14 protein-coding genes and 2 pseudogenes are annotated in these 19318 nt (G+C 62.9%); 7 read left to right on the top strand and 9 right to left on the bottom strand.

All coding sequences use genetic code 11. The features are described 5' to 3' along the window. Positions 1 to 115 (top strand): annotated as a pseudogene (locus EWE75_RS25720) (IS110-like element ISMno7 family transposase); the annotation flags it as partial. On the opposite strand, the gene EWE75_RS21745 reads toward EWE75_RS25720, so the two are convergent. The 4 genes from EWE75_RS21745 to EWE75_RS21730 all read right to left on the bottom strand — a co-directional run bounded on the left by EWE75_RS21745 (position 89) and on the right by EWE75_RS21730 (position 3533). Beyond that, complete coding sequence (locus EWE75_RS21745) at positions 89 to 400, bottom strand: phage integrase N-terminal SAM-like domain-containing protein (protein ID WP_206364840.1); 312 nt, start codon at positions 398 to 400, stop codon at positions 89 to 91. The pseudogene EWE75_RS25720 and the gene EWE75_RS21745 sit on opposite strands and share 27 nt — an antisense overlap. A gap of 188 nt (positions 401 to 588) precedes the next feature. Then, positions 589 to 1977: an MFS transporter gene (locus EWE75_RS21740; RefSeq protein WP_130160189.1), complete on the bottom strand. Its 1389-nt coding sequence runs from the start codon at positions 1975 to 1977 to the stop codon at positions 589 to 591. A gap of 19 nt (positions 1978 to 1996) precedes the next feature. Next, the gene (locus EWE75_RS21735; protein WP_231708499.1) at positions 1997 to 3016 is read right to left on the bottom strand and encodes a FecR family protein; all 1020 of its coding nucleotides are present in this window, start codon (positions 3014 to 3016) and stop codon (positions 1997 to 1999) included. After that, entirely contained in the window at positions 2946 to 3533 is a 588-nt protein-coding gene (locus tag EWE75_RS21730) for a sigma-70 family RNA polymerase sigma factor (RefSeq protein WP_130160187.1), read from the bottom strand. Before EWE75_RS21730 ends, EWE75_RS21735 begins: the two co-directional genes overlap by 71 nt. Positions 3534 to 3748: 215 nt before the next feature. Here EWE75_RS21730 and EWE75_RS21725 point away from each other — a divergent pair, with 215 nt between their 5' ends. The 5 genes from EWE75_RS21725 to EWE75_RS21705 are packed head-to-tail and all read left to right on the top strand — an operon-like array spanning position 3749 to position 12121. Next, positions 3749 to 6616, top strand: coding sequence for a TonB-dependent receptor (locus EWE75_RS21725; RefSeq protein WP_130160186.1), 2868 nt, complete (start codon positions 3749 to 3751; stop codon positions 6614 to 6616). A 43-nt stretch (positions 6617 to 6659) separates the two neighbouring features. Beyond that, positions 6660 to 8741, top strand: coding sequence for a penicillin acylase family protein (locus EWE75_RS21720; protein ID WP_231708498.1), 2082 nt, complete (start codon positions 6660 to 6662; stop codon positions 8739 to 8741). A 23-nt stretch (positions 8742 to 8764) separates the two neighbouring features. Beyond that, entirely contained in the window at positions 8765 to 9235 is a 471-nt protein-coding gene (locus EWE75_RS21715) for a hypothetical protein (RefSeq protein WP_130160184.1), read from the top strand. Next, complete coding sequence (locus EWE75_RS21710) at positions 9232 to 10503, top strand: dipeptidase (protein WP_130160183.1); 1272 nt, start codon at positions 9232 to 9234, stop codon at positions 10501 to 10503. The genes EWE75_RS21715 and EWE75_RS21710 overlap by 4 nt, the downstream gene beginning before the upstream one ends. 37 nt (positions 10504 to 10540) lie before the next feature. After that, positions 10541 to 12121, top strand: coding sequence for a CRTAC1 family protein (locus EWE75_RS21705; protein WP_130160182.1), 1581 nt, complete (start codon positions 10541 to 10543; stop codon positions 12119 to 12121). Between the two features lie 271 nt (positions 12122 to 12392). On the opposite strand, the pseudogene EWE75_RS21700 reads toward EWE75_RS21705, so the two are convergent. The 5 genes and pseudogenes from EWE75_RS21700 to EWE75_RS21680 form a co-directional block, all read right to left on the bottom strand. Beyond that, positions 12393 to 12503 (bottom strand): annotated as a pseudogene (locus EWE75_RS21700) (IS630 family transposase); the annotation flags it as partial. A 276-nt stretch (positions 12504 to 12779) separates the two neighbouring features. Then, positions 12780 to 14450, bottom strand: coding sequence for an acid phosphatase (acpA, locus tag EWE75_RS21695; RefSeq protein ID WP_130160181.1), 1671 nt, complete (start codon positions 14448 to 14450; stop codon positions 12780 to 12782). A gap of 109 nt (positions 14451 to 14559) precedes the next feature. Beyond that, positions 14560 to 14991 (bottom strand): Fur family transcriptional regulator, encoded by a 432-nt coding sequence (locus EWE75_RS21690; protein ID WP_130160180.1) that lies wholly within the window; start codon positions 14989 to 14991, stop codon positions 14560 to 14562. Between the two features lie 53 nt (positions 14992 to 15044). Then, positions 15045 to 17102, bottom strand: a complete 2058-nt coding sequence (locus EWE75_RS21685) for a TonB-dependent receptor (protein WP_130160179.1) — start codon at positions 17100 to 17102, stop codon at positions 15045 to 15047. 1239 nt (positions 17103 to 18341) lie between these two features. Next, the gene (locus EWE75_RS21680) at positions 18342 to 18773 is read right to left on the bottom strand and encodes a MerC domain-containing protein (protein WP_231708500.1); all 432 of its coding nucleotides are present in this window, start codon (positions 18771 to 18773) and stop codon (positions 18342 to 18344) included. Positions 18774 to 18818: 45 nt separating this feature from the next. Between EWE75_RS21680 and EWE75_RS21675 the strand changes: the two genes are divergently transcribed. Next, positions 18819 to 19226, top strand: coding sequence for a GTP-binding protein (locus tag EWE75_RS21675; RefSeq protein ID WP_282432724.1), 408 nt, complete (start codon positions 18819 to 18821; stop codon positions 19224 to 19226). The last annotated feature ends 92 nt before the right edge of the window (positions 19227 to 19318 follow it).

The following is a 19318-nucleotide window of genomic DNA, read 5'->3' as shown; positions in this document are numbered from 1 at the left end:
GCGCCTCCGCGACAACGGCAAACCCGCCAAGGTCGCCCTCGTCGCAACCATGCGAAAACTCATCATCACACTCAATGCCATGCTCAAATCACAGCAAACATACCGGCCGGCATGAACACAGTTGCTCAGCACGTCGGGGAGCTTCCCGGGACGATGCGCCAGTACCAAGATCAGGTCGCTCAAGCGTCACGCCGAACAGAAAGCGCAGTGCCGACACCGAGCCGTTGATCGTGGACTCGCTGACACCGTGCTCGCGCTGATGGAGCTGAAAGCGGCGCATATCCTCGGCGGTCGCTGTGTCGGGCGAGCGCCCGAAGAAAGCCGCGAACGCGCGAACATGGCGGACATAGTCATGCTGGGTGCGCGACCTCATCGTGCGCATCGCCATGTCGTCGAGCATGCGCTGTCGAAGCGGCGTAACGGGTCGGTCGATCGGTAGAGTCGCCACGATGGAGTTCCTCTCGTTGAAGGAACTCCATCGTCTGCCCTCGCCCCGGCAGGGCCAAACCTCAGCGCAGGCGCGCTACCTCACCAACAACACCACTGCCGCGCAGCGGCTTCGTGCATTGGGTCTTCCTTTCATAGCATTTATTCGGAACCACGTCTCGGCGGATCGCTCGCACGAGCAGAAACCTTCCGCGCTGCTGCCTTACGCTCCCGCTTTAGCTGTCGATCCAGAGCGATCTCGCTGGTCTCGCTCATGCGCAGATAGACGATTAACGATATCGCTATCATGCCCGAGACGTACCAGTAGAAGCCGCGCTCCAGCCCCGCCGATTTGAACGCCAGCGCGACATATTCCGCCGTGCCGCCGAAGATCGTGTTCGCCAGCGCATAGGGCAGGGCGACGCCCAGGGTACGGATGTTCGCCGGGAACAGCTCTGCCTTCACCACCGCGTTGATCGCGGTGTAGCCGGTCACGATCACCAGCGCGCCGAGGACGAGCAGGAAGGCCTCGAACGAGGTCGAAACCGTCTCCAGCCGGGTGAAGATCGGCACGGTCAGCGTCATGCCGGCAACGCCGAAGCTGATGAGCAGCGGTTTGCGGCCGACGCGATCAGACAGCGAGCCCGCAACGGGTTGCAGCAGCATATAGATGAACAGCGCCGCCGCCATGATTCCGGTCGCGGTATCGCGGGCGAAGCCGACCGAGTTGACCAGGAACTTCTGCATGTAGGTCGAATATGCGTAGAAGGCGAGCGTCCCGCCGGCGGTCAGCGCCATCACGATCAGCACCTGCTTGGGGTGATGGCGAAACAATTGCAGTCCGCTCGATCGCGGCGCCTTCGCGTCGGCCTCGACGGCTTTGAAATCCTGCGTCTCGAGCAAGCCGCGCCGCAGATAGAACACACTGATCGCCAGCACCCCGCCGATCGCGAACGGCACGCGCCAGCCCCATTGCTCCAGCGCGGCGTCGGGCAACACGGTCTGAAGCAACAGCAGCACGCACAAGGCGATCAACTGCCCGGCGATCAGCGTGACATATTGGAAGCTGGAGAAGAAGCCGCGATGCTCGCGTTGTGCCATCTCGGAGAGATAGGTCGCGCTCGCGCCATATTCGCCGCCGACCGAGAGACCCTGCAACAGCCGGGCGAGCAGCAGCAGCGCCGGTGCGCCCGCACCGATCGTCGCATAGCCCGGTGTTGCCGCGATCAGCAGCGACCCGCCGCCCATCAGCATCACCGACAGCGTCAGCCCGGCCTTGCGCCCGTGGCGGTCGGCGTACATGCCCATCAGCCACGCGCCGAGCGGCCGCATGAGGAAGCCGACCGCGAAGATCGCCGCTGCATTCAGCAATTGTGCGGTGCGATCGTCGGCCGGAAAGAACACCGGCGCGAAATAGAGCGTGAAAGCCGAATAGACGTACCAGTCGTACCATTCGACGAGGTTGCCCATCGACCCGCCGAAGATCGAGCGGATGCGGCTGGAGGTCGAGGGGGCGGTGGCGCCGGGATCGGCCGAGGATGAAACTGTCATGCGCTCCCAAACGGATGGGTTAGCGATCTCTGCCAACCCTTGCCGAATCTGGCGAGCGATTTTCGGCGGGCAGCAGGATGATCGAATTGTCCTTCCCCGATACCGAGCGGACGTCGAAACTCTGCGACAACGCGGTCACGAACTGGTCGGAACTGCCCGCCTTGAAAGTGCCACCAACCCGCAGCGAGGCGATTTGCGGATCGCCGATCACCAGCGGCGCGGCGCGGTAGCGATTGAACTCCTCCACCGCCTGCGCGAGCGTTTCCCCGTCGAACTGGATCACCCCCTCCTGCCAGGCGGTGCGCTGCGCGATCTGGCCGGGTAGCAGCGTGGTCATCGAAACGGTGCCACTGCGGATCGCGGCGGCTGTGCCCGCGCCGACCATCTGTGTCGGCGCGGCGCCTTCATGGACCGCGACCTTGCCTTCGATCACGGTCAGCTCGGTCAAATCGTTGCGGAGCCGCACCGCGAACGCGGTGCCGACCGCGCGCACGGTCGCATCCCCGGCCTGCACGATGAACGGGCGTTGCTTGTTGTGCGCCACATCGAAGCGCGCTTCGCCCTTGAGCAAATGGATCAGCCGCTCCTTGTCGCGCATCGCGACTTCGACCGTGCTGTCGGTGTTGAGATGGACGATGCTGCCGTCGTCGAGCCGAAAGCTCTTCTCCTGGCCGACAGCGGTGTGGAGGCGTTCGACAGCGGCCCATTTCTGCAAGCCGATCGTTCCGGCAGTTGCGATCAGCATCGCCGCGACCATGCCCGCCACCATGCGGCGGTCGAAGAACGCCTCGAACCGACCCGCCGGGCCGGCGATCTCCTCCGGCCCGACCGACGGCGCGACCTCGGTCAGCCGCTCGGCGAACTCCCAGGCGGATTCGGCTTGCGCGAACGCGAAGCCATGCGCGGGATCTTCGGTGATCCAGGCGTAAACGGCATTCCACGCCTCGGGCGTGTCGAGCGAGCGCGCCTCAAGAAAGCGACGCGCTGCCTCCTGATCGATCGCTTGCCGCTCCTCGGCGTTTTTGTATCGACCATCCAAAACCCAGATCCTCATATTGGCCGATGGCCTGCATGATCTTCAACGCGGCGCGGCCGATATGCTTGTCTACAGTCGAAACGGACAGGCCCATTTCGTCTGCTATCTCCTGAACCGATTTATCGTGAACGCGCCGCAAAATAAATGCGCGACGGCATTGAATCGGCAGAGTTTCGATGATCGCTTCCAGTCGCCGCAACTCGTCGCGGGCCTGTAGCCGCGCCTCGGCGCCGCTGTCGATCGCGATCAGGTCGAGATCGGCGACGAGCGACAACGACACGATCTTGTCGCGACGGACCTCGTCGATGATCATGTTGCGCGCGATCTGGAAGAGATACGCGCGGCCATGCACGATATGGTCGAATTCGACCGTGGCGAAAGCGCGGGTCATCGCCTCCGAGACGAGATCGTCGAGATCGTCGCGCCGCGGCAGGATGCGGCGAACGCGTTCGCGCAACGCTGCCTGGTGCGGCAGGATCGTCGCTTTATACCAATCCAGACGCTTTCTGACCGACTCCACCGCGAACCCCCGATTGTCCGTATCGATGTGCGATTCGCACCGCCCGAACGGTATTACTAGGCAATATGGTTGCCGCTGGCGAATGGGATGTCCAGCGTTTTGCGCACCGCACCTATTTGCGGCGCAGTGCAATATATTTGAAATGCGCGTTGGCAGAAGTGCGTGTGCCCTCCGTTATAGCAACCCGAACATATCACATTCGGGGGGTCTCAAGAATGAAGCGGGGCAATCGATCACTCATCATCGCGGCCATGCTGGTATCGACCGCGATCGTGGCGGAGCCGGTCGCGGCGCGGGCCACGACCAAGGTCAGCGCACGCGCGTTCGACATTCCGGCGCAGCCGGTCGCGAGCGCGATGAGCATCTACGCCAGGCAATCGGGTGTGCAGATCCTGTTTCCCTACGATCGGGTGCGCAATATGCGAACGCACACGATCAGCGGCATCATGACGCCGGACGCGGCGCTCAGCCAGATGATCGAGGGAACCGGCCTCAAGGTCGCGCGCTCAGGCAACGGTGTCGTCGCGCTCGCCGCGACAAACAGCGACACCAGCATGGCGACCGCGATCCGCAAGGCCAGCCTCGACGTCGAGAACGGTCGTGCGGCGGCGCTGGCTCCAGCGCCCCTCGCGGCGCAAGCGTCTGGTGAACAGCCCGAAGCCGCCGACGCGACCACCGACGAGCCCGAAACCGTCATCGTCACCGGCAGCCGCGGCATCCAGCGCAGCGTCGCCAAGAGCCCGACCCCGATCGACGTGATCTCCGCGACCGAACTGGAGAAAACCGGCAAGCCCGGCGTCCTCGCCGCGCTGAACTCGCTGGTGCCATCGTTCAACGTGCCGACCCGCGCGGGCGGCGGCACATCGACGGTGATTTCCACCGGCGGCCTTCGCGGTCTCAACCCCGACCAGACGTTGATTCTTGTCAACGGCAAGCGCCGACACAAGACCTCCCTCATCAACGCGGTGTCGTCCCTCTACAACGGCTCGGTCCCCGCCGACCTCGACATGATCCCGACCTCGGCGGTGGATCACATCGAGGTGCTGCGTGACGGTGCCGCCGCGCAATATGGCTCGGATGCGATCGCGGGGGTCATCAACATCATCCTCAAGCACGGCACCAGCGGCGGCTCGGCGAGCTTCACGGCGGGTCAGAACATGGATCGCTCGGATGGCGAGAACTACCTCGCGCAACTGAGCTATGGCATGAAGCTCGGCGAAGCCGGTTTCGCGGACGTCTTCGTCAACCTCAAGAAGCAACAGGCCTCGAACCGTGCCGTGCCGATTGCGGGCTGCACGACGCTGGGGGGATCGACCTGCCTCTACTACCGCGCCGGTGACACCGCGATCGATCCCCGCGAGGCGAGCGCTGAGCGGCTCGTAACCAAGAATTACGGCGCCTTCCCGACCCGGCAGATGAACCTCGGCTACAATGCCGGCTACGACATCGGTGGCGTTCAGGTCTATTCGTTCGGCACCTACAGTCAGCGCAACTCGCAGCTCGACTTCACCTTCCGCTACCCGAACAACGCGGCCTCGCTGCCCAATGTCTATCCCGATGGTTTCCGCCCGCGCCTCAACATCTCCGAGGAAGATCTCGAGTTCGCGCTGGGCGTGAAGGGCACGTTGTCGGGCTGGAACTGGGATATCAGCAGTACCTATGGCAGTAACCGCGCTGGCCAATATGGCAGCAAAACACTCAACGCCTCGCTCGGGCCGACCAGCCCCCACGACGTTTATGTCGGCACGCTGAAATCGACCGAATGGGTCAACTCGCTCGATATCACCAAGGGCTACGCGGTCGGCGGCGGCAACCTTCAGGTGTCGGCCGGCTTGCAGCACCGGCTCGAGACCTACGCCGTGATGGCGGGCGAACTCGCCAGCTATCAGGCGGGCACCTACACCTATGTCGTCAACGGGCGGACCATCCGCCCGGCGCCCGGTGCGCAAGCCGCGGCCGGCTTCACGCCAGCCGACGCAGGTAGGAAGAAGCGCAACAACATCGCCGCCTATGTCGATCTCGCCTACGATCCGACGCCGACCACGACGATCGGCCTGGCGGGGCGGTTCGAGCATTATGACGACCCCTCGGGCGATACCGCGATCGGCAAGGCGAATTTTCGGCAAGCGATTACGCCTTGGCTTGCCTTGCGCGGCGCGGTCAGCTCCGGCTTCCGCGCGCCCGCACTGGCGCAGCAAATCTATGCATCCACCACCAGCCAGTTCCGCACGTTGACCGATGGCACGCTCAACCTGTTGCAGATCAAGACGCTGCCGGTCGGCTCGCCGGCCGCGATCGCGCTCGGCGCGACGGCGCTCAAGCCGGAGACCTCGACCAACTTCAGTGCCGGTTTCGTGCTGAACCCGGTCCACAACCTCAACGTCACGGTCGATGGCTATCAGGTTTCGGTGAAGGACCGCATCGCGATCACCTCCACGTTGACTGGAAGGGCCGTTTCGGCGATTCTCGTCGCCAACGGGCTTTCGCCGGATATCAGCGCGCAATATTATACCAACGCGATCGATACCCGCACGCGTGGCATCGACGTGGTCGCGACGTACCGGCACAAGATCGCCGATTTCGCGACGATGTCGTGGAACGTTGGCTACAATTACAACCAGACCGACATTACCCATATCAAGGCCAATCCGTCGCAGCTCACCGCGCTCGGTTCGAACTTCGTATTGTTTGATCGGCTGTCGCAATCGAACCTGACCACCAACCTGCCGCGCACCAAGCTGTTCATCGGCAACCTCACAAACCTCGGCAAGTTCACGATCAACACGCGCGTGGTGCGCTACGGCAAATTCGACGGGCTGGCCAATGCGGTGACGACTGGGGGTGTGACGAGCTTCTCCGCCGATCGCCACTTTGGCGCCAAGTGGATCACTGATCTCGAAGTGGGTTATGATCTGACGCCGAAGATCAATCTCGCGGTCGGCGGCAACAACCTGTTCAACGTCTATCCCGACTATACGACCGCCTCGTTCAACGCGACGCTCGGGTCCAGTCAGTATCCCACCACCGGCGGCTACGGCTTCACCGGCGGCTATTATTATGGCCGGGTCACGGTCGGCTTCTAAGCACGAGGACGAGACGATGCGGAAAATGCTATTGAGTCTGGCCTTGGCCGGAATCGCACTGGGGGCGGCTTCGGTGCCGCTCCAGTCGAAGACCGCGACCACCGCCTGGGCCGGCGGCGAGATCCTGTGGGACAGCTTCGGCGTACCGCACATCTATGCCAAGACCGAAGCCGGCACCTTCTACGGCTTCGGCTACGCGCAGGCGCAGAGCCACGGCGACCTGTTGCTCCACATGTACGGCGAATCGCGTGGCAAAGCGGCCGAATATTGGGGGGCGAGCTTCGAAAACCAGGACAAGTGGATCGTCGCCAACGACGTGCCGAGCCGCTCGATCGCGTGGTACAAGGCGCAGAAGCCGCAGATGCGCGCCGATCTCGACGCGTTCGCGGCGGGCATCAACGCTTATGCCGCCGCGCATCCCGACAAGATCGATCCCGCCGTCAAGGTCGTCCTGCCGATCACCGGGCTCGACGTCATCCAGCACGCGCACCGGCTGATGAACTATATGTACATTGCCTCGGATCGGCGTGTTCTGGTCAATCCGGCGACCAATGAGGCTGGCGGATCGAACGCATGGGCGGTCGCGCCGGCGCGCTCGGCGAGTGGACATACGATGCTGCTCGCCAATCCGCATCTGCCCTGGGCGCCGAGCCTGCTGACCTATTACGAGGCGCAGGTGAGCGGCCCCGGCATCAGCCTGTATGGTGCGACCCAGGTCGGGCTGCCGGTGCTGCGCTTCGGCTTCAACAACGATCTCGGCTTCACCAACACCGTCAACACCATTTCGGGCTATACCAGCTACACGCTGAAGCTCGCCGATGGCGGCTATATGTTCGACGGCAAGGTGCTGCCGTTCAAGACGGTTGAGAAGAGCTATAAGGTCAAGCAGCCCGACGGCACGCTCAAGACCGTCACCTTCACCCAGCGTTATGCGGTGCAGGGGCCGGTGTTCGATCTGCCGGGCGGCACCACGACGATCGCGCTGAAGGTGGCCGGACTCGACCGACCCGGCGTGCTCCAGCAATATCTCGACATGGGCAAGGCGCACAATTGGGCACAGTTCGAGGCCGCGCTCAAGACGCTGCAAGTGCCGATGTTCAACATCGTCTACGGCGATCGGGCCGGCAACATCCTGTATCTCGACAACGGCATCCTGCCCAAGCACCCCGATGGTGGCGATTTCGCGCACTGGAGCCATCCGGTGCCGGGCGACACCTCCGCGACCTTGTGGAAGGATGTCCACCCGTACGAGGACATGCCGAAGGTGTTCAACCCGGCTGGCGGCTTCGCACAGAACACCAATGATCCGCCCTGGGTTTCGACTTGGCCGCGCGTGCTCGATCCCAAGAAATATCCGGCCTATGTCGCCATCGTCGGCCCGATGAGCCAGCGCTCGCAAATGTCGAACCGGCTGCTGGCCGGCACCAACAAGATCAGCTTCGACGATTTCATCGCCAAGAAGGTGACGACCACCGCGCTGATGGCCGACCGGATGCTGCCCGAATTGCTCAAGGCGGCAGCGACCAGCGAGGATCCTGACATCAAGCAGGCGGTCGCGGTGCTGTCGGCGTGGGATCACCGGGACGAGCCGGACGCGCGTGGCGCGTTGCTGTTCGAGACGTGGGCGCTGATCTTCGCGCCCAACAACTTCACCAGCCAGGCCAATTATGCCGAGAAGTGGACGCTCGACAATCCGCTCGAAACACCGCGCGGTCTGAAAGACCCGGCGGCGGCGGTGGCGATGCTCAAGCAGGCGGTCGCCAAGACCAAACAACTCTACGGCGCGATCGATCGGCCATATGGCGACGTGTCGCGCTTCCACATCGGCGACGTCAACCTGCCGGCCAACGGCGGCATGGGCAACACCGGCATCTTCCGCACGATCACCTGGGGGCCGATGAAGAACGGCGAGCGCACACCCGTCGCTGGCGAGACCTGGGTCTCGATGGTCGAGTTCGGCACGCCGATGAAGGCGGTCGGCATGATGAGCTACGGCAACAGCAGCCAGCCCGGTTCGAAGCACGCCAGCGACCAGTTGAAGTTCCTCGCCAGCAAGACCTTCCGCACGCTCTGGATAAGCCGCACCGACGTCGAGAAGAACCTCGAAGAAGTCGATAAATTCTGAGCCTCTCAAGACAGGATACAGCCATGAAGATGCTAATTGTGCCGTTGCTGTTCGCTGCGGCTGTGACCTCGCCGGCGTTTGCCGCCGACCATAGTGGTACTTATCATTCAGTCGAATCGAAGAGCTTCTGGAGCAACGGTGAATTCCCAAAGGGGTTCAGCCTGACGATCGACCTGAAGTTCAGCCCCAACAAGCTCGAATATCACGCCGTCAACGACACGATGAAGGGCAAGCCGCCGTACAAGAACGATTTCGTCGCGACGCTCGACGACCAGGTCGGCCCGCTCAACGACAATGCACGCTACAACCAGATCCGCATCAAGACGCTCGGGCCGAACACCTATCAGGTGCTCGAGCAGAAGGACGGCGACGTGATCGTCGGGCAATATTGGGAATTCTCGAAGGATGGCAAATCGCTGGTGCGCTGGGGCGTCGGCAAGGCGCCGGATGGCAAGTCCAAGGCGTTTCAGGAGTGGTTCGAGAAGGTGAAATGAGGCAGCGCTCCAGCCGCGCGGCGGCCGCTCTGGCAGGCGCTGCGCTGATGTTCGGCGGGGTAGGCGTCGCGATTGCATCGGCGGGGAAGGCCGCTGTCGATCCGGCGCGGGCCGTTCATGAGAAACTGATCGTCCTCGATACGCATTTCGACACGCCTGCCAATCTCGGTCGTCCCGGCTGGAGTATCATGGACCGCCACGTCGCCGTCACCGATGGCGATCAGGTCGACTATCCGCGCATGGTGGAGGGCGGCGTCGATGGTGGGTTCTTCGCGATCTACACGCCATCCGGCCCGCGCACGCCGGAGGGCGACCGTGCCGCGCGCGATTTCGGTATCCAGCGTGCGGTGCAGATCCGCGAGATGGTGGCCAAGCACAGCGACGTGTTCAGCCTCGCCCTGACCGCCGACGATGCCCAGAAGGCCGTCGCAGCGCACAAGCGCTTCGTGTTCGTGAGCATGGAAAACGGCTACCCGTTCGAGGGCGATCTGACGCTGATGCGCACATTCCGCGCGCTCGGCGTTACGATGATGAGTCCGGTCCACTTCAAGAACAACGATCTCGCAGACAGCGCCACCGACGCGCCCGAATGGCATGGCCTCTCGCCCAAGGGTAAGCAGTTCATCGCCGAGGCCAATCGGCTCGGCATCGTCATCGACGTGTCGCATGCCTCTGACGATGTGCTGCGGCAGGCGGTCGAACTCTCGAAGGCGCCGATCATCCTGTCACATTCGGGGATGCGCGTGATTCATGACCATCCGCGCAACGTGTCGGACGCCGATGCGAAGCTCGTCGCCGCGAAAGGCGGGGTCATCCAGATCAACGCGTACAGCGCCTATATGGTCGCCGCGCCTGCGCCCGATCCGGCGCGAGATGCCGCGATGAAGGCGTTGATGGCGGGCTTCATGCGGATGGACAGCATGAGCGTCGCCGACAAGCGCGCGCTGATGGCGCAGCGCAAGGCGATCGAGGCGGAATATCCGGCGCCGCGCGCGAACTTCGCGATGTTCATGGCGCACCTGCTCCACGCGATCCGGTTGGTCGGGATCGACCATGTCGGTATCAGCGGCGATTTCGACGGCGGCGGCGGCATCGACGGACTCAACGACATCACCGACTATCCCAAGGTCACTGCGGCGTTGCTCCACGCCGGCTACACCCCGGCCGATATCGGCAAGGTGTGGGGCGGCAACGCCTTGCGCGTGCTGCGCGAAGCGCAGGCGCTCGCCGATCCGGCGGCGGTGCCTAAGGTTCCCGTTACCAATTGATTTCAGCATTTCGGCCAGCAGGCGAGGCGAGGACACGATGACCAAGACACGAACACTCGCCCGGCTCGGCTGCGCGGCAACGGTGATCGCGGCGGCCTTTGTCGGCGTGCATGCGATCGCGGCGGCGCCCGCAGGCGACCAGCCGCCGGCCTTCTCCGAGCGGCAGCCCGAGACGTTCCACGTGCCCGGGTCGCTCTCCAACGCATGGGCGGATTTCGACCGCGATGGCGATCTCGATCTCGCGGTCTCGCTCAAGAGCGGCGAGATCCGGCTGTACCGCAACGACGCGGGCACGCTGGTCGATATTGGCGCGGCGGTCGGCCTGCCGCGCGCGGCGCCCAAGCAGGAAGCGCGTGGGCTGAGCTGGGGCGATTACGATGGCGACGGCTATTCCGATCTGCTGGTCGGTTCGTCGATGCCGACGGGCGCGAGCATGCTGTTCCACAACCTCGCCGGCAAGCGCTTCGTCGATGTCGCGCTCGAGGTGGGGCTGACGATGCCGGGCCGGTCGTCGCGCCAGAACAATTGGATCGACTACGATAACGACGGCGATCTCGACCTTTACGCGACCGACCGGATCGGCGCGAACCGGTTGTATCGCAACGACGGCGGCCGGTTCGTCGACGCCTTTCCCGGCGCCGGGCCGACTGATGCGCGCTCGACCGTCGGCGCCTGCTGGCTCGACTATAACAAGGACGGCTATCTCGATCTGTTCCTCGCCAACCAGTCGGGCAAGACCGACGCGCTATGGCGCAACGACGGCGGCAACGGCTTCACCGATGTCGCGCCCGCGCTCGGCATGGCGATGACCACGCGCACCAAGGACGAAGGCGGCGTCGGCTGCGCGATCGGCGATTACGACAATGACGGCAATCTCGATATCTTCGTGCCCAATTACGGGCGCAACGTGCTGTGGCACAACAATGGCGACGGCACTTTCACCAACGTCGCCGAGACGATGGGCGTCGGCGTTGAGAATCATGCGGTCGGCGCATCGTGGGGCGATTACGACAATGACGGGTACATCGACCTGATGGTGATGTCGTACCACGGCGAGGCCGGGCAGCAGCAGCCGGCCGATGCCCTGTTCCACAATCTGAAGGGCAGGGGCTTCGTCAACGTGCTCAAGCCCGGCGATTTGCTCAGCGCGGGCGATCACGGGGTCGAATGGGTCGATTACGACAGGGATGGCGCGCTCGATCTGTCGATCACGCGCGGCTATAGTCCGGTCGGCGGCCACTATCTGTTCCACAACGATCTTTCCAAGGCGATCGCGCAGCGGAGCCTCAACGTGCTCGTGCTGGGGGCGGACGGTCACTATAATCAACAGGGCGCCGAAGTGCGGCTCTACGACGCGGCGGTCAAGATTTTGGGTGCGGCGCAGGTCTCGACCGGCGGCGGCTACGGCGTACAGGACGAACAGCCGCTGCATTTCGGGCTGGCGAAGCTCGCGCCGGTCACCGTCGAGGTAACGTTCATGGGCACGGAAGGGCGGACCATGCAGCGGATGGTCAAGGTCGATCCTCGCAAATACTGGGGCGGCGCTTTTGTTATAAAGCGTCGAGCCGCCTTACGGCGTTCAGGTCTAGGGGCTGATCGCGCGAAACATAGATTTTGACCAATTCAAAGTCGAAATCGTTGATGAATGAGTGGCAGGTTCCGGGAATTGGAAAATAGAAAATGAATGGTCGAAAAGTGTGGAGGTTGTCTGGCGCAATAGATTGATTGGTCTTTGTAATATAATTTAATAGCGGCATGATTCTGGAATTGTTGACGAATATTATGAGATGCGGAGCGTTATCCGCGTACCGATTTCCGAAAAGCGATTGAGTATTGCGGCGCGGATTTTTCGAGATCGGGAACCTGCCGTTCGATGGTTCGCGCTGCGGCGCGCTGGCCGCGCTGACGCCGAACCGCTCGGCGGCTCGGCGGCACGACATCCCGCCATCAACTGCGGCGACCACCCGCTCCCGAAGGTCCTGCGACAGCACTCGCGGCATCCATGCCGGCCTCCTCGATCCGACACAAAGCCTGAATCAGAAAATACCGTCCGCGCCGCAGCCGAGTTGCTGCACAGCCTCTGCAGACGCATAGTATCGCAGGACGTTAGCACCTCGCACAGCGGCGGTGGCATCGGCGCGTAGGCCAGGCTATTCAACATCAGCGCAGAGCTCGATCGACTGGGTCGCCGTGATAACGGCCGATTACCGGTTGTTCAGCTGATCCACCTACGGCAACGCCCGGAGCGGGATTGTCCCTGCTCGCTCGATTGATGTTCAGTCGAATTCCAGCGCCGCCGTCAGGTCGCCCGGCGCGGGGCCGCCGGCCGCGCGCATCGCCTGTTCGCGCTCGACGAGGCCGGGCAGCTTCTCAAGCCCCCAGCGCCGGGTGATAAAGCGGGCGATGGAGCCTGTATCGTACACGGTATGATCCACCGCACCGCGGCGTGCGTGTGGAGAAACGATCAGCGCGGGAACGCGCGTGCCCGGCCCCCAGCGGTCACCCTTGGGGGGCGCCACATGATCCCACCAGCCGCCATTCTCGTCGAACGTGACGACGATCAGCATCTTGTCCCAGTGCGGACTCTTGCGAAGTGCATCGACGACGCCGGCTATATGGCGGTCGCCGGCATCGACGTCCGAATAGCCCGCGTGCATGTTGAGATTGCCCTGCGGCTTGTAAAAGCTGACCGGTGGAAGCTTCCCCGCCGCTGCGTCCGCGAGAAATCGGTTTGTGCGCGCCGTCTCGCCGACGCCGCCATCCCGCAGATGCTGCGCGCGCGCCGCCGTGCCGGGCGCGAACTGCGTGTAATAGTTGAACGGCTGGTGATGCGGCTGGAAATTGGGACGCGCGGGAAAGCTCGTGTCGTGCGCCGATCCCGCGAGCGCCGCGTCCCAACCGCCGGCATACCAGGCCCAGTCGATGTTCTTACGCGTCAGGATGTCGCCGATCGTCGCATGCTGCTGCGGCACCAATGTGCTTGGGCTGGCCGCATTGGCATAGGCGGGCCGGTTGGGGTCCAGATCGTAGGTCGGCGCATAGGGCGGCAGCATCGTGTTGACCGCGTAGAAATCCGGTGAGAGCGTGGTCGGCACGAAGCGCACCGGCCCTTCCATCGCGCTCGGTGGTGATTCGGCTGTCTGTTTCGGGGTGATGCCGCGCGGGTCTCTGCTATCGAGCATTGCGATGCCAGGTTTTGCGGGGCTTTCGTCCGCCTCTGGATAATGCGGCGGCCGCGCAGCGACCAGATATTGGTGGTTGAGGAACGACCCGCCGAACGCGCCCATGAAGAAATTGTCGCACAAGGTGAACTCGCGCGCGATCTGCCACAGGCGCAGGTTGGCGGAAGCATCGCCGTAATGGCCCATCACCAAGGCGCCGCTGTCCCCCCAGGCGACGAAGCCATCGTTGCGGCCGCCATTGATCTGCAACTGGTTGTTGTAGAAAGCGTGGACGAGATCGCGCGTGACCACGCCATGCGGCAGGGGATCACCAGCAGGCGTCACCAGCGCGAACGGGCCGTTGCCGATCGCGCCGAGCGCGTCCGGCCCGATCTGATATTCCTGATGCTCCACCACCTGCTTGTCGGGCACCAGCCCGTTCCAGATCGTCGGCAGGGTCGCCAGCACGCTGCCGTCGCGGTCGCGCTGGGCGGCGCGTTCAGCGGGCACCTTCGCCAGGGGCTGCTCAAGGCCGGGGAAGTTCGCGAACAAATTGTTGAAGCTGCGGTTCTCGGCATAAATCACCACCACCGTCTCGATATGCGCGCGTAGCGCCGCATCGGATACCGGGGTCCGGCGCTTGCGCGCGGGCGTGTGAGCCGCCGCCCCGTCGGACGCGGCGATGCCTGCGGCCGCGCCGGCCAGCAGGCCACCCAACAGCAGGCGACGGCGCTGATCGATCTGGCCTTTGTTCGTGCCCGAGCCGGTCTCGTCGTCGTCGGTCATTTTCAGCTTCCCTATGGAGCAATGATATGATGTATCGCATTGGATCGGGCATGTGACACGGCGAAGACGGAGGTAGGTCGTTGCCGCACTTACTACCCCTGCTAACCGCTCATTTACGGCACTTGCTGCAAATCCCGGACGCTTCCAGCGCGACCTTGCCGACTACAAAGCCGATCGCGGCGATTGCCCGCTCGATCGCGGCATGTTCCGACGCCACCGTAACCGAAACTGTACGTCCGCACTGGGCGCAGATCGCCAGCACCGACGCAGGCGCATCCTTGATCCTGAAGCCCGAGACCATTTCGACGCGCTCCACCCTTTGCTCCGCGCAGAGTCGGTGGAGCGATCGATAGATTGATACTGCCATGACATGTCGTACGCTCTCGCGAAGCCGGGTCGCGATCTCGTAGGCGCTGAGCGGGATCTCTGAGGCTGCGAGCACCCGCAGCAGATCCGTATCGAGTTGATCAGCGCGATATGGCGGATTCCGGTCTCTGGGCAGGCGACGAACCTCGTTCGTGAAGCCATTCAGTTTTGCCATTGCGACATCCCCAAAAGGTTCGCCGCCGCAGCCACGCAGCGGCGAACCGAGAATCAGAAGGTTGCGACTTTGACAACGAAGCGGACATTGCGGCCGGGCATGACGACCAGATCCTTGTTCAGCGCCGCTGCGTCGCGCTGCACGTCGTTGATCAGGTTCTGGCCGACGACGGCGAGTTCGATCCCTGGATAAGCCTTGAATGGGCGGACCGAGAGATGGGCGTTGAGCGCGTTGAACCCGGGGGTCGCGGTGTCGAAAGCGCCGAACTTATCCTGACGCCCAGAGTGCAGGAACAGGAAGCCCAGATCGAACAGGCCACTGTTCCAGGTTAGTCCACCGCCGTACCGATAGGGTGGTATGCGCGGGACGTTACTGCCATTATCGAGCGTCGCACGTGTATAATCGGCGATAATGCGTGCATCGAGCGAACGTGTGTCCGTTTTGACGAGCGCGTAATTCGCTTCGCCTTCCAGACCCCAAAAATGTGCGCCTTGCTGGCGGTAAAACAGTTCCTTGAGTTCGCCCGCATCCCCGTCTGCGCAAACCCCATCGTCGTCGCAGGTGCGGCCGGTGAGGTCGCCATAGATGTAGTTGTTGAACCATGTGCTATAGGCGCTGCCTTCGAAACGGAACTTGCCGGAACGGACGCGTATGGTTCCTTCCAGCGAATTGGCCCGCTCGATTTTGAGGGTCGGATCGCCGGTTTCGAAGGTGTTGGGGCCGTCATGCCCGCCACGCGCGAACAATTCGGTGATAGCAGGGGCGCGGCCTGTGCTGGAAAAGGTGAGGCCGAGCTTGATGCCGCTAGCGGCATCAAACAGCGCGCCGATCGCGCCGCTTACAGGTGTGTAGTCGACCTGTGTGAAGAGGTCCGATGTGGGTGTGCCCGTGACATGAACATGCTCGACACGACCGCTTACCTGTAGCTTCAGGCCCTTGGCGATTTGCGACTCAGTAAAGAGATAGCCCGCCTCGCTCTGCGTCTCGGTCGGGAACAGGTACGAACTGTCCTCGCCGATCGCGGAAAACTTGCGGTTCTGCACTTCGACCCCGAGCGCCGTATTATCGATGAAGCCGAGCGGCCCGAACAGCAGTTCGGCGCGCCCGTCGAGCTCCTTGTTGCGGAATGTTGTATCGATTGTGCCATCCGGCTCGTCCTCGTCATGCGTGTAATCCGCATAACTTCCGTCGATCGACAGGCCTTTCACTACCCCAGAGCCCAAGTCGAAATAGGATTTTGTCAGAACCTTGGTCTGGCGCATGTCGATATAGGTGGTGTCGCTCGGGATGCCGTATTTGGCATCATATTGCATGATCGCGGCACCGATGTGGCTGGCCTTGTCGGCCCCGAAGAAATACGAGGCGCCGACCGTTTCGCCGTGGCCGCGAAAGAACGAATTCTGCTGGACGCCGAGCGGCGTGTCATAGTCATCGGTCTGACGGTAGAAGCCATCGACATGCACGGCGATATCACCCGCGCGTCCGTCCATCAGTGCCGAACCTTCGGCGGTGTTCGCGGCGGTGCCGTAGCTGCCGACCAACTCGCCGCTAAGCGCACGTGTCGGCAACGACGTTGGTACACGATCGTTGATGACGTTGACCACGCCGCCTATGGCCTGACTGCCATAGCGCAGCGTCGCCGCGCCCCGCACGACTTCGATGCTGCGTGCCGAAAGCGGATCGATCGGGATGCCGTGATCGGGGCCGACATCGGACACGTCCGAACTGCTCACTCCGTTTTCGAGGATGCGAACGCGTGTCGCATCCATACCGCGGATGATCGGGCGACTGGCGCCGGCTGCGAAGCCCGTTGCCGAAATGCCGGGAACGCTCGCCAGCGAGTCGGCGATGCTTGATCCGCCCGCTTCGAGGATTTGCTTACGGTTCACCTTGGCAACGATCGTCGGAACGTCGTCGCGCGACAACGCGAAGGGCGATGCTGTGACGACGATGTCGCGCGCGATGGGCGTTGCCGACGCCGGTGCCGGTGCCGACGCCGGTGCCGGGGATTTGGACTTCGTTTGATCGGACGAAACAGCCGCGCTCTGGGCATAGGCATTGAAGGGTAGGAACACGGCAAGAGCCGCGCCCGCAAGAAGGACGTGTCGCATGTAGATGTCTCCGAGAACCTTTTGGTGCCGGTCTCGACCAGCAGCCGGTGACGAGGGACTGAAATGTCCCTTCGCGCTAAGTCAGAAAGGTCGGGGCGGTCGGAGGTCCACGGCTTCGCCAAGCGTGCGACTGTTGTCTGGGTAGCGCACGCCGGGAGGTGACTTCGGGATACCAAATGGCGAACGGCGTCGGCGCCAGGATATCGACCGATGGCGCGGGAAGATATGCCCCCGCCACCGCAATCTCTTCGCAGATCGGGCAGGAATCAGGCGCAGCCGGGCCACGATGTTCGTGCGTGGGTGAATGTTTGAGGCTGAAACTGGCGGTCGTCGTGGCATGCGGGGCGCGCTGCCGAAGATGATGGTGCGCTCCGACGACATAACTCTGCAACGACAGCGCGAGCAGCAAGGCCAGCAGCAGGCTGCTGGCCACGGTGCGCGACCACGACCGCGCGTTTCGGGCGCGCACCACCGCTGCGGCGCACGTACCGCGCGACTTTGTTGCGATGTCGAATCCGCCCGTCATGACGGCACGCTAATACCCATCTTAGAGAATGTTACAACATATCTTGTTGCTAGTCGCCACGCGCAGATTTTATCGCGAAGGTGCGGGCTAGACATTGTTCGAACGGGCGCGATCCGGGAGCGCATGGGCCGGGTCGATCTCCGCCCGCGCGATCTTAGTGGTTCCCGGCACCGAAACCGTCCTGTTGCCCTGGCGTATCCATGTTTCGACCGCTCGCGCGGCGCATATTGTGCAGCGGCAGCCTCCGCGATCCCTACAAATCCCGACAAGATGGCGCGGAACCCGACCGACAAGTTCCCCAGCAATGATGGCTTCCCTTTTTCCGAGGCCGGCCGCATCGTAGCAGCGCGCTCTTGGCGATTTGGGTAACACTATATCATTTGCGGCGAGCGGCAACCGCCAACGGGATTGGCGACCTTGCGAAACCGCTGTCATGAAACGATGTAAGGAAACCGCGCTCGGATTTCCGGAGTCCGTCGCTTTCGAACCGCCTGTCGTGAAAGCGCCGGTGGCAAGAGGCTTACCATTCCTGGCTTCATCATGCTCCTCGATGAGGTGGGGCGCCGAACACCATTTCCTGCTGGCCAAGTATGCACCTGTCTGCGCTTCGGCAAAACCTATGAACGTCGTCGGGACTTCCGCTCGAGAGGGTAGTTGGCCCGGCTGACGTCTTCGATCATCCCGTTTCCCTGGGCCGACCCCGTCGGAGCATGTCAGGGGCGGGCGGGCCGACTGTTATGTCGCAGCCGCCAGTTGCGCAAATGTGCGGCCGCGAGGATCAGGCTGCCGCACACCGTCACCGGGATCTCCCAGGAGGTTTGCCCAAAGACGAACGCGCCGATCGCTAGCAGCGCAAGTCCGACGCCGCCGACTAGCGCGGGAAAAACCGCGCCGTGTCCAAACCAGCCCGTCCACAGTGCGACTGCGGAGGTCGGTACCGCGAAAGCGATAATCCAGATGTGGAACCTTTCGGACACCGGCAGCGCGGTCGCCAACGCCGGCAGCGCCGCAAGCAGGAATGGCAAAGCGAGGCAATGGGCCAGACACAGGAACGATGCCCCGACCGCGCCACGCTCGATCCAATCTACCGGCCAAGCGGCTTCGCTGGACCCAATCTCATTACGCATCTTGTCAATCACCTCCATGCCGGCCAATGATACATTATATCATGATTCGCAAGGACTCAGGACATGACCACGATCACTTCGAAATTGCCGGTGACGGTGCTTTCCGGATTTTTGGGAGCAGGAAAGACCACCCTGCTCAATCACATCCTCGCCAATCGTGAGGGGCGGCGTGTCGCCGTCATCGTCAACGACATGTCGGAGGTGAACATCGATGCGGACCTCGTCCGCGGCGGTGACGCAATTCTTACGCGCGGCGAAGATACCCTCGTGGAAATGACCAACGGCTGCATCTGCTGCACGCTGCGGGAGGATCTGCTGCTTGAGGTGCGAGCCCTCGCCGAGGCGGGCAGGTTCGATCACTTGGTGATCGAGAGTACGGGCATCTCCGAGCCGTTGCCGGTTGCGGCGACCTTCTCCTTCGAAGATGAGCAGGGCGCTAGTGGATTGATCGTGACGGATGAGTCCTTTTGAGGATTCCGCCTAGCGCTGCATTGTGCGACCAAGGGGTATGCGTAGCGGTATCACCTTCGTCGTCACGGCACCGGATCGGGCGCGGCTTGAGG

It is taken from the genome of Sphingomonas populi, from assembly GCF_004208535.1.
GTDB classification, from domain to species: domain Bacteria; phylum Pseudomonadota; class Alphaproteobacteria; order Sphingomonadales; family Sphingomonadaceae; genus Sphingomonas; species Sphingomonas populi.
The sequence above is the reverse complement of the archived record's forward strand: the minus strand, read 5'-3'. Positions and strand labels throughout refer to the sequence as shown.